The organism is Vibrio sp. OY15 (assembly GCF_000742455.1).
In the GTDB taxonomy this organism is placed as follows: domain Bacteria; phylum Pseudomonadota; class Gammaproteobacteria; order Enterobacterales; family Vibrionaceae; genus Vibrio; species Vibrio alginolyticus.
Genome location: NZ_JPIL01000006.1, coordinates 83,780 through 97,712, shown reverse-complemented (window position 1 = coordinate 97,712; position 13,933 = coordinate 83,780). Strand labels below are relative to the sequence as shown.

Here is a 13,933-nt window from a genome sequence, read left to right as displayed (position 1 = left end):
ATCGACTTACTTGGTAGGAAAGCTGATTTGAGCGATTAAACCGCCTTCACTGCGATTACGCATCACCACAGAGCCTGAATGTTGGCTGATTATACGCTTCACAATCGCCAACCCTAGCCCAGTGCCTTCACTACCGCGAGCGGTGTCACCACGCGTAAAGGGTTCAAATAACCTCGCGATTTGAGAATGCTCGATACCCGGTCCGTTGTCCTCTACTGAAATCCACACTAGCTGCTTATCTGCTGTCACACCAGTGCTGATTTTGACCCAGCCATTGCCATAACGTAGCGCATTCACAACTAAGTTACTGATCGCCCGCTTAATCGCAATCGCACTTCCTTTGGCTGGCGGCAAGTTAAGATTAAGATCTGTTTCAATTTCAACCTCATAACCACCTTCAGAACTGGCGACGTCACTGGCAATCGTACTGATATCAACCGCTTCAAACGATTCTTGGTTCACCGGTTTGAGATAATCCATAAACTGACTGATGATCTCATTACATTCTTCCGTATCGCTAATGATCCCCTCCGCAAGATAGCTGTCCTCAGGAGACATCATTTCTGTCGCTAGGCGAATACGCGTCAGAGGCGTTCGTAAGTCATGGCTAATCCCCGCCATTAATAAGGCTCGGTCTTCTTCTAGCTCTTGAATACCTTTCGACATTTGATTAAAGGCTCGAGTTACAGAGCGAATTTCCGATGCGCCTTTTTCTGCCAACGGTGGCGGGATTTCGCCTCGACCGACGTCTTTCGCGGCTCTCTCTAAAGCCAAAAGTGGGCGGTTTTGTAAACGAATAAACAACCAACCACCAGCAATGATCAGCAGCGCCATAATCAAACTGTTACGAAACAGCGGTGCAAAATCTTCTTCTTGCAGCTCAGATAACGGAATACGAATGATGGAGTTCGGCAACTTTTCGATGTGCATCCACAAAATGTAACTTTCATCGCCAAGCAATAAGCGTACTTCTGTAGGCGAACCCAGCTCTTGGCTCATTTCTTCAGACATCAAATCAATCGACATTGCGTGATGAAATTCAATCGCCTTATCGCTGTCAAGGCTGTGAACCGTCACCCCTAATCTTTCTAATAATTGACGCCTTAACGGTGCATCAGACTTTAAAGGTCCTTCATCATCAAGCACCAAATTGAGCTCATGGGCGAGAATTTTATTGAACTGCTGCAAACTCGGCATCAACGCGTAGTTAAAAACGGCGTAGTAAGAGAAAACTTGGCTCGCGAGAAGCAAAGAGATGAACAGCAGAATAGATTGTGTCAGTGAACTTCGGATGCGCATGGAACGTTCCTAGTGGTCCTAATCGCGAAATTTCAGCCTTCAAAGGGAAGGTAATGAAGGCTGAAGTTGCTATAGCCAAGTGCTGGCTATGGCGTGAAGAGGTTACACCTCTTTGCCGTCTGGGACGAAAACATAACCTAGGCCCCATACGGTTTGAATGTAGCGCGGCTTGCTCGGATCGTCTTCTAACATGCGACGTAAACGTGAGATTTGTACGTCAATAGAGCGTTCCATTGCAGAATATTCACGGCCACGCGCCATGTTCATCAATTTATCTCGTGACATTGGCTCACGCGCATTCATCACGAGCGCCTTTAGGACAGCAAACTCTCCAGAGGTGAGTGGCATTGCCTCGTCACCGCGGAACATCTCGCGAGTGCCTAGATTGAGTCGGAACTCCCCGAACTCCACCACTTTTTCTTCCGTGCTTGGTGCACCCGGCAACTCTACAGTTTGGCGGCGTAATACTGCCTTGATGCGAGCCAACAATTCGCGTGGGTTAAACGGTTTTGGCAAATAATCATCCGCCCCTACCTCAAGACCTACGATGCGGTCCACTTCATCACCTTTCGCGGTGAGCATTAAGATTGGCAACATATTGTTCGCGTGGCGTAGACGACGACAAATTGACAAACCGTCTTCACCTGGCAACATTAGGTCCAGCACCATTAAGTGAAAGTTTTCGCGCGTTAGTAGGCGATCCATCTGTTCGCCATTGGCGACACTTCGTACCTGAAAACCTTGCTCAGAAAGGTAACGCTCCAATAGAGCACGTAAACGAGCATCGTCATCAACCACTAAAATTTTATGATTTTCTTGCATTGAAACATCCTTTCAGAAGCGTCTATTGTCGAAAATGTATCACTGTTTTTCCTAACGTGCTCAAGCAAATTGTTACTCTTTTTATCTTAAGCGCTTTATTCTCTCTCTAGCAGGTATTTTCAGCACCTACTATTGACCATAATTCCATTCCAGTTCACGTTTGGCCTCAAGCAGCTCTTGCTGTGCCTCAGCCAGCTTGTGACGTTTTTTCTCAATTTTGTCTGCTTTACCTGAATGCTGAGCTTCGACTAATTCTTCCTCTCGCTCCTCAACTTCTTTAGTCTTTTCTTCCACTTCTGCTTGCAGCTCTTGGCGCAGCTCACCTTCCGAGCATTCATTCTGGATAGCGGAAAGTGCTTGCTCCAAGCCTTTAATGCGATGCTCATTACCTTGCGCTTTTGCATACTCAAGCTGCTGCTCTACCGCTAACTCTTTAGCGTCACAGCCTTTCACTTCATCTTGAGCAAAAACTGAAAGTGAGAATCCTATTGTTAGTGCAGCACTACACATGACTGCTTTGTTCATTTTACTTCTCCGAGAAAGGCACCATGCCTTTATACCAAATATTCTGACGTTGAGACCCAAGTCACTTCTAGTGAACTTCATGAGACTTGAATCAGTGATAAAGCCTCAGTCTTCCGAGGCCGGTTGAGTGTATTCAATTGAGTTGATGAACCACTCTTTTTCACCTTCTGGGGTGCGTACCGTGAACTCTTCATCCACTTGTTTTTTCAACATCGCTCGCGCCATAGGTGAATCGATAGAGATGTAGTCTTTCGCATCGCCATAAATCTCTTCAGGCCCGACTATACGAAACTTTTTCACTTCTCCTGCCTCATTTTCTACTTCCACCCATGCACCAAAAAAGACTTTGCCTTCTTGTTGCGGAGAATAGTCAACGATCGTGACTTCTGGCAGGAATTTACGAAGGAAGCGGACACGACGGTCGATCTGACGGAGTAAACGTTTATTGAAGGTGTAATCCGCATTTTCTGAGCGATCGCCCAGGCTCGCAGCCCAAGTGACGATCTTGGTGATTTCCGGGCGCTTTTCATTCCAAAGGTAATCATGCTCTTGTTTGAGTTTGTTGTAACCTTCTCGTGTAATCAGCTTAGTTTTCAAATTAACTCCTATCTCAACTAAAAAATGCTGCTCTTTGGCAGCATTAAGGAGATGATATACCCAAAGATCCAATGTTGTTCAGGCTTTGGGTATCAAGGTGATAAGGCGGCCAGAGTGTTACTTTTCGTAATCCGGTTTTTGCGTCACGATGTAATTCGTATCACTCGAAACAACCGCGCCATGTTTTAGGAAGTTTTTACCTAAAATCATGCTGTAATGGAAGCGACCTCGGTCCTGTAAGTTGACTCGGATCTTCTTCTCTAATTCACCAAGCTTAACATGCATTTCAACCACAGGGCGTACGTTCGCTTTCTCGCCTTTCTTCGCTTTAATACGCATGACATCAACAACAGGCTTGGTAAACGCCTGTTTCATGCCAAGATCGTTCTCATAGGTAAAGCTCACCATGTCTTTGCCGTCTTTCTTAAACTGCTTGATGTTCTTAGCATTGATTGAGCTTACATCTGCACCCGTGTCTAACTTCACAGGGAAAGACATCCCCTCAACTTCAGCTACTTCGATATGGCCAGCTTTGAAAAGTGGCCTTGCATCTAGTAGATGGTCTGCGCGAGTGTTCAGCAACACACCACCCTTGGCTATGTCATGACCAAAGACGAAAAAAGGTTGAGTGTCACCCTCATCAAGCACATCGAGCGCAAACTTCATTGATGTGTCTTTTCTACCGAGAAGAAAGTCTCCTTCGACAACAGGGCGAACCGCGCTGCCAACCTTGAGCTTTTTCAACACTGGTTTGGTGATTTTTTCTTCTTTCCCCTCATCGTTCATTAAATAAAACGTGACGGATTCATCCTTACCTTTTTCTGTTACTTCAAACCCATTTACACGCAGTAATGGCGTTTTCACAGTAAAAGTGGGGTAAGCAGGGACGGTATAACCATCAATGGTGACCTGTTCTTCTGGTGAAACGACAAGAGGTTTTGATTTGAGTGCGCTTTTGAACGTTTTTTCTACGCCACCCAGTAGATTTTCTCTGTCCGTATCAATAACAAAGTGCTGACTCGCGACGTCCCGACCTAAGCGAATTTGCGAACTGAACTTACTGCGATCACGCAGATACACCAACCAACGTTGAGTTTCATTTTCGCCGACTTTGACGGGTAAATAGACTAAAGGGCGCTCGCTTTTGGTCGTTTTCAGCATTCGTACCAAGGGTAATGTCATTGGATGACGCTTGCCATTCTCGCCCTCTAACATAAAAGAGACTTCGTTATGCTTTTTGTCTACCTTGATGTCCAGTGCATGGACGTTGGTATAACGGCTAGAAGTTGAGATGCTGATCTTATATGGCACACCTTCGACTTCAACCGTCTCTTTTTTGCCAATCATTTTTGCGCGTGGCTGTTCTTGAAGGTAATCGTAACCAGCGAAGACCCATGCGTTATCATCGAGATAGGTTTTACCAATCAAGATAGGAGAAGAGAATTGCGTACGCTTGGTCAGGTTCACTTCCGTATCAACGGTGTGACCAGCGATTGTCATCGGCATTTTTATTGTCGGGCGTAGGATGGGCTTTTTGCTTGTTCGACTGCGAATCGCGCTCACTCTTTCCAGATCATCGGTAATCTGTATTTCCTTCCCTGTATAAGGGTGAGGAACCGTAAAGCTAACCTTTACTTGATATGGCTTAAAGCTGTCGGCGTCCCACTTTGCCTTCGTACCACCTAAGTCATCGACAATCGCCCAAAGTAACTCGTTATCTTTCAAATCTTGGTAATCTGGGTGTGAGCTACTGACATGGATATTCTCCGCATGCATCGATGTCGTATCTGCACCAGTATCAATCTTGCCAATAAATGGCACCGCTTTTAGTTCCGGAATGTCACTGTAGTAGACGCTCTCCACACGCCCTAGTACCAATTTGTTATCGAGCTGATAAACGGGAGCTTGTGTGGTTCCTGAGATAGACTGCGCCCAACTAAGCGGGGCGACAAGTAAGGCACTCGTAAGCGCTAACGCCAAAGACATTTTTTTCATCATGATTATCCGTATAAGCCGAGGTACATTTAGTGATATCAACAACCGTGGAATTAGGTTAGTCGATAACTGCGGATATAAGTTCTCAATTTAATTACAGTTTTGACATAAATCTGACTGATGTCCACCAGCGCCCGGTAAATTTTTGCCTCGTTAATTTAAAACATTGCAAATTCTTCGAACGACCCCAATGTTCTATACAACCAAAACCGAATTAAAAGAGAAAACACGGATGAGCCAAGCTATCTGTCGCATGATTGCTCAAGAACTGAATGTTCGCCCAGAGCAAGTCAACGCCGCTGTCACCCTAATTGATGATGGCAACACTGTCCCTTTTATTGCACGTTACCGCAAAGAGGTGACGGGGGGCCTTGATGATACCCAGCTTCGTACTTTGGACAGCCGTCTGTCTTACCTTCGTGAAATGGATGATCGCCGTCAAACCATCCTCAAATCAATCCAAGAGCAAGGCAAACTGACGCCAGAGCTAGAACAAGAGATCGCGCAGGCAGACAGCAAAACTCGTCTTGAAGACTTATACCTACCTTACAAACCCAAGCGTCGTACGAAAGGTCAGATCGCGATTGAGGCTGGTCTTGAGCCGCTCGCAGATCAGCTTTGGAATCACCCACAAACCGAGCCAGAAAGCGAAGCAAGCAAATACCTTGATGCAGACAAAGGCATCGCAGACACCAAAGCTGCATTGGATGGCGCTCGCGCGATCATCATGGAGCGCATCGCAGAAGACGCAAACTTACTGGAAAAAATTCGCAACCACTTAAATCGCAATGCGGAACTGGTCTCACGAGTCGTTGAAGGCAAAGAGCAAGAAGGCGAGAAGTTTAAAGATTACTTCAACCACAACGAGCCCCTAAGCAAAGTGCCATCGCACCGAGCACTGGCGATGTTGCGTGGCCGTAACGAAGGCTTCCTGACATTGGCGATGAACGCTGATCCAGAACAGGAAGAAGGCGCTCGTCAGTCTTACTGCGAAACGATTATCGCCGACCATTATGGCGTAACGCTAAGCAGCGCACCTGCGGATACCTGGCGTAAGCAAGTGATCAGCTGGGCATGGCGCATCAAAGTATCGATGCACATGGAAACCGAGCTAATGGGCGCAATGAAAGAGCGCGCTGAAATCGAAGCGATTGAAGTATTCGCCACTAACCTAAAAGACTTGTTGATGGCAGCACCGGCTGGCCCTCGTGCAACACTTGGTCTCGATCCGGGTCTGCGTACAGGTTCAAAAATCGCGGTTGTCGACTCAACAGGTAAAGTGCTTGCAACCGAAACCATCTACCCTCACCCACCACAAAAACAATACGACAAGTCAGCACAAATCGTTGAGCAGTTGGTGCGTAAGTACAACGTGGATTTGATTGCGATTGGTAACGGTACGGCTTCACGTGAAACCGACAGCTTTGTCGCAGACGTCATCAAACGTGGCAACCTGAAAGTTCAGAAGATCATAGTAAGTGAAGCGGGGGCTTCGGTTTACTCAGCGTCTGAGCTTGCAGCAAAAGAGTTCCCGAATATGGACGTATCACTGCGTGGTGCAGTGTCGATTGCACGTCGTTTGCAAGATCCATTGGCTGAACTCGTGAAAATTGATCCGAAATCTATTGGTGTGGGTCAATACCAGCACGATGTAAGCCAATCTATGTTGGCAAAACGCCTAGATGCGATTGTGGAAGACTGTGTAAACGCGGTTGGTGTTGATGTGAACACTGCTTCTGCGGCGCTACTGACGCGCGTAGCAGGCTTATCAAGCACCATCGCGCAGAACATTGTCGACTTCCGCGATGAGAACGGCCGCTTCGAAGCACGTACAACCTTGAAGAAAGTACCTCGTTTAGGTCCTAAGGCGTTCGAGCAGTGTGCGGGCTTCCTGCGTATTATGGATGGTAAGAACCCACTTGATGCGTCTGCGGTTCACCCAGAAGCGTACCCAGTGGTCAAAGCGATTTCTGAGAAGAACAACAAAGATATCAAAGCACTGATTGGTGATTCAAGCTTCCTTAAAGGTCTGCATGCGGTCGATTACACCGACGATAACTTCGGCGTTCCAACCATTACAGACATCATCAAAGAGTTAGACAAGCCGGGTCGTGACCCACGTCCAGAATTCAAAACGGCGACGTTTGCAGAAGGTGTAAACTCGGTATCTGACTTGGAACCGGGCATGATTCTAGAAGGTGTGGTATCGAACGTAGCCAACTTCGGTGCCTTCGTTGATATCGGCGTTCACCAAGATGGTCTCGTACACATCTCTGCACTGACAGATCGTTATGTGTCTGACCCACGTGAAGTGGTGAAAGCGGGCGACATCGTCAAAGTGAAAGTGATGGAAGTTGACGTGCAGCGTAAACGTATTGGTCTATCGATGCGTATGAACGACGAACCGGGTCAAGACAACCGTAGCCAACGCTCATCAGCAGCGCCGCGTCGTAATGACCAACCGCAGCGTCGTCAGCCTCGCCGTGATGATTCGTCATCGAACAGCGCGATGGGCGGTGCATTTGCTGCAGCGTTTGCTAAAGCGAAAAAGTAATCTTACCTAGGCTTCACCGCTAACGAGCTTTCATAACTAAAAAGAAAACGCTCCAATCAGTCAACCTGCTTGGAGCGTTTTTGTTTGAGTAGGATATTGAGTCGTCATAATACTGCTATCACTTCTGACGGGGTATGGGGAGCGACTGCATGACCATAATGAAACTTGATCACCTTCCTGCGCTTTTCCATTAATCCTTCATTGATCGCAGCATCCAAAATGCGCTTTGGTAAGCGAAAGCGGATCGCGTAGCCTTTCCCCTGGTCTTCACTATACGATTTGAGCGCAAGCAAACTAAAAAGCCGTTCTAGTGTATCTTCCGGCTCTTCTTGATAACGCGTGTCGACTTCCGTTTCCATATCATAATCAGGATGCTCTGAAGGATCCCAAGAAGACTGACGTCGGCGCTTGTCGTCACCTTTTACTTTTCGCTCTGCATTGGTTTTGGCCAATGCGACCGTTGGCGTTACAGGCTCTCGGACTTTATTGTCGCGAGCTGCTTGTTCCGTCTGCACATTCACGGATGGGGCGATCAGTGGCACACTTACGTTGGTCGGTGACACAATCATTGCGAACCCTCCTCAGAGTCGCCCAACTCGTCAATATGGCTTAGCTTTATTGGCTAATAAAACCTCACCAGTCTTTATATCGACCACTTTTTAAACAACTTGAGGTATTTCCGCTCGTACTTGCTCAATCGTGAGCAAACTCTCGGATTTGAACACAAAATTCGTCATGTTCGGTGATAAAAGGCGCATGAGAGGACTGATTAAAAACAAACTGCTGGGTATGAGGCAACTGTTCACTTAAATCGTTAGCTACTTTAATTGGCACCAACCCATCTAAACGGCCATAAAGACGCAACATTGGAACAGAAAGAGACGTCAACGCATCGCGCAGATCCACATCAGCAAGGATGTTTAGCCCAACCAACAGCGATTCAGGGTTTGGCTGAGGGCGCGATAGTACCGCTTGCTTGAGCTGTTTAACGTCTTTACGCGCTGATGGGCTGCCCATCGCTTGCAACGCCATAAAGCGCTCAATGGTCAGTGAGAAATCTTCTAGCAACTGAGAGGTAAACGCACTCAGTACATTCGGTTGAATGCCGCGCCACGGTTTTTCTGCGGCAAATTTAGGTGAGCTGGCAACCGTAATCAACTTAGCCACGCGCTCGGGCATATTTAATGCCACATGCGTCGCCACTAAACCTCCGAGGGACCAACCAAGCCAAATCGCTTTCTCTGGCGCACCTTGCACCACCAAGTTAGCAATATGGTCTAAATCTTCAGCATGAGATTCGGCGCTATGTCCGTACCCCGGAAGGTCAACCACATGAACTCGGAAATAAGGTTGAAGAGACTCGACTGTCTGCTGCCATACCGCACCATTCATGCCCCAACCATGAAGTAACACCAAATCTGGTCCTTGACCAAATGACTGCCAGTGTAATTTCGTGCTCATGCTCTCAATCTCTCCCACTTATTTTATTCCCTACGGCTTCAGCCAAGCGTTAGGCTGAGTAAAATATCACCATGAATAAACGCTATGTTATCTCATCACTGGCAAAACATCATGCACCGCGTATTGAGCAGTCAATGCGGCCTGTGTCGGTTCCCTATTCAAACACCAAGCCACACAAATACTCTGCGCTGGTGCGAGCACTGTTTAAAATACCTAACTCCGGTAAAACGATGTCAACGCTGCGGTTTATCATTACAGAAAGAAGAAATGAGTACGGATAGTATTTGTGGTGAATGTCTTTCAAAGCCACCGCCATGGCAAAGGCTATACACGTTAGGCGATTACGACTTTCCCCTTTCACGGGAAGTACAACGCTTTAAAGATCACGGAGAGTCTTGGCATGTAAAAGCATTAACCGAGCAACTGGCACAGCGCATCACCACGCCAGCTCCAATCATTACCAGTGTGCCATTGCACTGGCAGCGTTACCTGCGCCGGGGTTTTAATCAAAGTGATGTTTTAGCCCGACACCTCGCCAAGCAATTGCAGACTAATTTTGATGCGAAGGTCTTTCGTCGAGTAAGGCTCGCCCAATCACAGCGTGGTAATACCAAAACAAGCCGTGAACAAAACTTAAAAGGCGCGTTTATTCTCAATAAGCGCCCTCACTCTTCCCATGTTGCCATCGTCGATGATGTAGTCACCACAGGCAGTACCGTCCGACAATTATGTCATTTACTACTTGAAGTTGGCGTAGAAAGCATCGATATTTACTGCATCTGCAGAACACCTGCTCCTCGTTCTCTCTAGATCGCTTCGCCATGCCTTAGCATCAAAAAGACTAGACCCATACGTCAACAAGAGTAGAATAGCAGCAGTAACCTACAAATTTACTCGGGTATTCGTCGTGTCAAATATTACTATTACAGAAACTGCGCAAACGCATTTCGCTAACCTTTTAGGTCAACAACCTGAAGGCACTAACATTCGTATTTTCGTTGTGAACCCAGGTACACAAAACGCTGAGTGTGGCGTGTCTTACTGCCCACCAGAAGCAGTAGAATCGACCGACACTGAACTCTCTTACAGCGGTTTTTCAGCTTACGTGGATGAGCTGAGCCTGCCATTCCTTGAAGACGCTGAAATCGATTTTGTTACCGATAAAATGGGCTCTCAGCTAACGCTAAAAGCACCTAACGCTAAAATGCGTAAAGTTGCGGACGACGCACCACTGGTTGAGCGCGTTGAGTACGTTATCCAAACCCAAGTCAACCCACAGCTTGCTGGCCACGGTGGTCACGTAAACTTGGTTGAGATCACTGAAGACGGTGTTGCAATTGTTGCATTTGGTGGCGGTTGTAATGGCTGTTCTATGGTTGACGTAACACTAAAAGAAGGCATCGAGAAAGAGCTGCTAAACCAGTTCATTGGTGAACTAACCGCAGTTCGTGATGCTACAGAACATGACCGTGGTGATCACTCTTACTACTAAGAGTAAACACTGTCAGAAAATGGGAGGCTTCGGTCTCCCATTTTTGTATCGATACTGAGGTGATGCTGAGATGCTTAGCTCGACTCGTAAAATCCGCTAGAAACTCAGGCGGAGTTCTCATATATTAAGAATCTTACGCATCTCGTAAACGCCAACGACACCAAGGAGCCAGCGTCATGCCGAAACGAACCCCACCAGAGATACTCTCATGCCAGACGGTTGCAAAATCCAAACTGTTTGCTGTGGAAGCGCTCGACCTTCGTTTTTCCAATGGTGAGCATCGTACTTATGAGCGTATGAAGCCAAGTGGACGAGATGCTGTAATGGTGGTTCCTGTAACAGAACAAGGCGATTTATTACTGGTGCGTGAATACGCCGCTGGAACTGAACGTTACGAGTTAGGTTTCCCAAAAGGGCTGATTGACCCAGGAGAAACACCACATCAAGCTGCGGATCGTGAGTTAAAAGAAGAAATCGGCTTTGGCTGTAATCAGTTAACCCCGTTGAAACAAGTTATCCTCGCGCCATCTTACTTTTCGAGCAAAATGACTCTATTTTTAGGACAGGCGCTTTATCCAGAGAAGCAAGAAGGCGATGAGCCTGAACCACTGGAAATTGTGCGTTGGCCACTTGCGCAAGCCGAAGAGTTATTAACTCACATGGATTTCTGTGAAGCACGAAGCATCACAGCGCTAATGTTGGCACTGAAACACTTACCAAACACCACTCACAAGCATAACCAATAACGGTCATTAGAACCGAATAACACTGTGAGTAAGGACTATCACTTATGCCAATGACAAAAGATCTATCTCACCTACTTCCTCAAGTCATCGAGATTGCCCGCAGTGCTGGGCAAATGATCCTCGAAATATATGAAAAGAAGCAATACGAGGCCTACACCAAAAGTGACGAAACTCCCGTAACAAGTGCAGATATTGCAGCTCACAAGTTCATCACTGAACGCTTGAGTGATCTGACGCCTGACATTCCCGTGTTGTCAGAAGAAGACGCAGACATAAGCTTAGAGCAACGCGCTCAGTGGGAACGTTATTGGTTAGTCGACCCTCTTGATGGTACTCAAGAATTCATCGCTCGCAGTGGTGACTTTGCCACTATTATTGCGTTGGTCGACAACAATCGACCAACCATGGGCGTCGTTTACGGCCCTGTATCTGGCGTGACTTACTACGCTTATAATGGCAAAGGCGCCTGGAAAATTCCCGACATGTCGGACAGCGTCAAAATCCATACACACAAACACGAACAGCCAGAGCAAAGCATCGCAATTGCTATTAGTCGTCGCCAAGACATCAATCGTATTACTAACCGTATGAGCAGCGCCTGGAATTACGACTTAATACCGCTCGGTTCTGCAGCATTGAAAGCATGCCTCGTCGCGGAAGGGGCGGTAGATTGCTATCTCCGACTAGGTCCAACAGGTGAGTGGGACACCGCTGCGACACAATGCATTGTTGAAGAAGCTGGCGGACGTATTCTCAGCACGCAATTAGAACCGCTGTCATATAACGAGCGGGAAACACTAGAAAACCCGAACTTTATTGTTCTTGGTGATGCGGATTTACCTTGGAATGAGATTTTACAACGCAAAGATTAAGCGCCTTATCGGTAAAATTTAGAGCACAAAGTTCTAGCAATAGAAAGGCCACGAATATCTTCGTGGCCTTTTCTTTTTGACCTTCTGTACAGCACTTGGAGCATTTGGCCTACTATGTTCCAACTGCTTGCAAAGCTGAACGAAAGAAAAAATTAATTAAAAATCAATTAAAAATCAAGGCTTTAAACTTTCACTCATTCCCAATCAAGATCGAATGTACAGCGAATAGAGGTTTTAGCTTACGATGATCCAAAAGCAAAAAGAGCTGCGCACTAGCAGCTCTTCTAAGATATTGGATTTTGTCACGATAGGTTAGAAGCGCCCTTGGTAATTAAACTCATATTGACCTTGAGCATTCGGCTTACCCAACCATTTCAGTTGCTCCCCCATGCTGGATGGGAACTCTGCACCAGGTTTGAACCACGCTTTGGTTGAGTACCGTTGATTAGGCATCAGTTCAGCGGAAAACGCCGCAGATACTTGTTTGCTGCTCTGCTCACCAGTTGCCGTCAATACACTATCCTGACAGTTTATATCGGCAATCACAGGACCGAGATCTAAGCTGCCAACGGGGCTTTGAATACCACTGGCATTCCATACTAAAGTGCCTTCACCGTTCTTACACCAAGGCACAGCATAAGTCGCATGACGAATATTCAGCTCAAGCTGCCCATCAACACCAACAGGCACAGGGAGGCGCGCTTGCTCAACAACTTTTACCGCCGGAATCGAGGCAACTAAGTTTTTGGCATAAGGGCCATCACTTAAGCTATAGCCGACAAAACCGCGCCCACGAACGTCCATTTCACTACCACGACCAAAGCGCACAGCAAACTCAGCTTTACCTGTCAGTAGACTCGACCATTGGAAATCCCAATTAACTTCTCCAAGGTTCTGGCGCTGCCAACGAATACTAGAAGCTTGACCTTGCCATACCGAACCGTTGGCTCCTTGAATGTCCAGGCCTCTCACTGTTGGTGCTTGTTGTAACACCCAAGAGACTGGTAATCCCATTAAAAGACTGACTGAAAAAAAGACGATAAAGATAACAACGTAAAGTACTGCTCGCTTCACCTTAACCTCGCTTAAACTGAAGGCGGTTTACATCGATCATGCCCGCTTGCTCTGTTCGGTCGATATCTAAAAATTCGACTTCAATACCCTGTTGCTCTTTCAAGTAACGTAACCAATCCACTAGTTGATTAAACGCGAGTGGTTTGATCCACACTTGAACGCTCTCATTACGAGGTTGTACTCGAATCAACTCAACTTTATAACGACGAGCTGAAGAAGAAACCAACTGATTCAACGGTTGACTAGAGTAGCTCACACCGCTGCTTTTTCGCAGTGCAGTGATGCCATCCGCTTTATCTTGTACCCAAGCTAGCAACTGCTTTTCACTTTGAATACGTGACTGAGCTAGCTCCGCACGTTGACTCATTGGCTGTAATAAACCCCAATAAATAATACCGATAACGGCAATAGCGCCACATCCCATGACCAAACGCTGCTCACGCTGCGAGATGCTGCTCCACCAAACCTGAGCTTGAGAAATTAAATTTTTCATCAT

Annotated in this window: 14 protein-coding genes; 5 read left to right on the top strand and 9 right to left on the bottom strand. The window is 46.8% G+C overall.

Annotated features, from left to right (window positions below):
• Window positions 1-6: 6 nt before the first annotated feature.
• The 5 genes from envZ to IJ23_RS07545 all read right to left on the bottom strand — a co-directional run bounded on the left by envZ (window position 7) and on the right by IJ23_RS07545 (window position 5,241).
• On the bottom strand, window positions 7-1,299 hold the full coding sequence (envZ, locus tag IJ23_RS07565) for a two-component system sensor histidine kinase EnvZ (protein WP_017820700.1): 1,293 nt from the start codon (window positions 1,297-1,299) through the stop codon (window positions 7-9).
• Between the two features lie 102 nt (window positions 1,300-1,401).
• Entirely contained in the window at window positions 1,402-2,121 is a 720-nt protein-coding gene (gene ompR, locus IJ23_RS07560) for an osmolarity response regulator transcription factor OmpR (protein WP_005379333.1), read from the bottom strand.
• A 129-nt stretch (window positions 2,122-2,250) separates the two neighbouring features.
• A complete protein-coding gene (locus IJ23_RS07555; protein WP_017635004.1) occupies window positions 2,251-2,646 on the bottom strand; it encodes a DUF1090 domain-containing protein in 396 nt (131 codons plus the stop codon).
• Window positions 2,647-2,751: 105 nt separating this feature from the next.
• Complete coding sequence (greB, locus tag IJ23_RS07550) at window positions 2,752-3,243, bottom strand: transcription elongation factor GreB (protein ID WP_033905916.1); 492 nt, start codon at window positions 3,241-3,243, stop codon at window positions 2,752-2,754.
• 117 nt (window positions 3,244-3,360) lie between these two features.
• A complete protein-coding gene (locus IJ23_RS07545) occupies window positions 3,361-5,241 on the bottom strand; it encodes an ATP-dependent zinc protease family protein (protein WP_086013892.1) in 1,881 nt (626 codons plus the stop codon).
• Window positions 5,242-5,470: 229 nt separating this feature from the next.
• Here IJ23_RS07545 and IJ23_RS07540 point away from each other — a divergent pair, with 229 nt between their 5' ends.
• Window positions 5,471-7,792: a Tex family protein gene (locus IJ23_RS07540; protein ID WP_005379317.1), complete on the top strand. Its 2,322-nt coding sequence runs from the start codon at window positions 5,471-5,473 to the stop codon at window positions 7,790-7,792.
• Between the two features lie 104 nt (window positions 7,793-7,896).
• On the opposite strand, the gene IJ23_RS07535 is transcribed toward IJ23_RS07540, so the two are convergent.
• Together IJ23_RS07535 and bioH are read right to left on the bottom strand one after the other, a co-directional pair.
• Window positions 7,897-8,361, bottom strand: coding sequence for a hypothetical protein (locus tag IJ23_RS07535; protein ID WP_005379316.1), 465 nt, complete (start codon window positions 8,359-8,361; stop codon window positions 7,897-7,899).
• Between the two features lie 124 nt (window positions 8,362-8,485).
• Window positions 8,486-9,253 carry a pimeloyl-ACP methyl ester esterase BioH gene (gene bioH, locus IJ23_RS07530; RefSeq protein ID WP_005384724.1) on the bottom strand — a complete coding sequence of 256 codons (768 nt, stop codon included), beginning with the start codon at window positions 9,251-9,253 and terminating at the stop codon, window positions 8,486-8,488.
• Window positions 9,254-9,337: 84 nt separating this feature from the next.
• Between bioH and IJ23_RS07525 the strand changes: the two genes are divergently transcribed.
• The 4 genes from IJ23_RS07525 (at window position 9,338) to cysQ (ending at window position 12,363) form a co-directional block, all read left to right on the top strand.
• The gene (locus IJ23_RS07525; protein WP_033905914.1) at window positions 9,338-10,063 is read left to right on the top strand and encodes an amidophosphoribosyltransferase; all 726 of its coding nucleotides are present in this window, start codon (window positions 9,338-9,340) and stop codon (window positions 10,061-10,063) included.
• A 97-nt stretch (window positions 10,064-10,160) separates the two neighbouring features.
• Window positions 10,161-10,745 carry a Fe-S biogenesis protein NfuA gene (gene nfuA / locus IJ23_RS07520; protein ID WP_005379313.1) on the top strand — a complete coding sequence of 195 codons (585 nt, stop codon included), beginning with the start codon at window positions 10,161-10,163 and terminating at the stop codon, window positions 10,743-10,745.
• A gap of 176 nt (window positions 10,746-10,921) precedes the next feature.
• On the top strand, window positions 10,922-11,491 hold the full coding sequence (gene nudE, locus IJ23_RS07515) for an ADP compounds hydrolase NudE (protein WP_005379309.1): 570 nt from the start codon (window positions 10,922-10,924) through the stop codon (window positions 11,489-11,491).
• Window positions 11,492-11,535: 44 nt separating this feature from the next.
• Window positions 11,536-12,363, top strand: a complete 828-nt coding sequence (cysQ, locus tag IJ23_RS07510; RefSeq protein ID WP_005379308.1) for a 3'(2'),5'-bisphosphate nucleotidase CysQ — start codon at window positions 11,536-11,538, stop codon at window positions 12,361-12,363.
• A gap of 312 nt (window positions 12,364-12,675) precedes the next feature.
• Here cysQ and IJ23_RS07505 read toward each other — a convergent pair whose 3' ends face one another.
• Complete coding sequence (locus IJ23_RS07505; RefSeq protein WP_033905913.1) at window positions 12,676-13,437, bottom strand: type II secretion system protein N; 762 nt, start codon at window positions 13,435-13,437, stop codon at window positions 12,676-12,678.
• Between the two features lies 1 nt (window position 13,438).
• Entirely contained in the window at window positions 13,439-13,930 is a 492-nt protein-coding gene (locus IJ23_RS07500) for a type II secretion system protein M (RefSeq protein WP_005383002.1), read from the bottom strand.
• Between the last annotated feature and the right edge of the window lie 3 nt (window positions 13,931-13,933).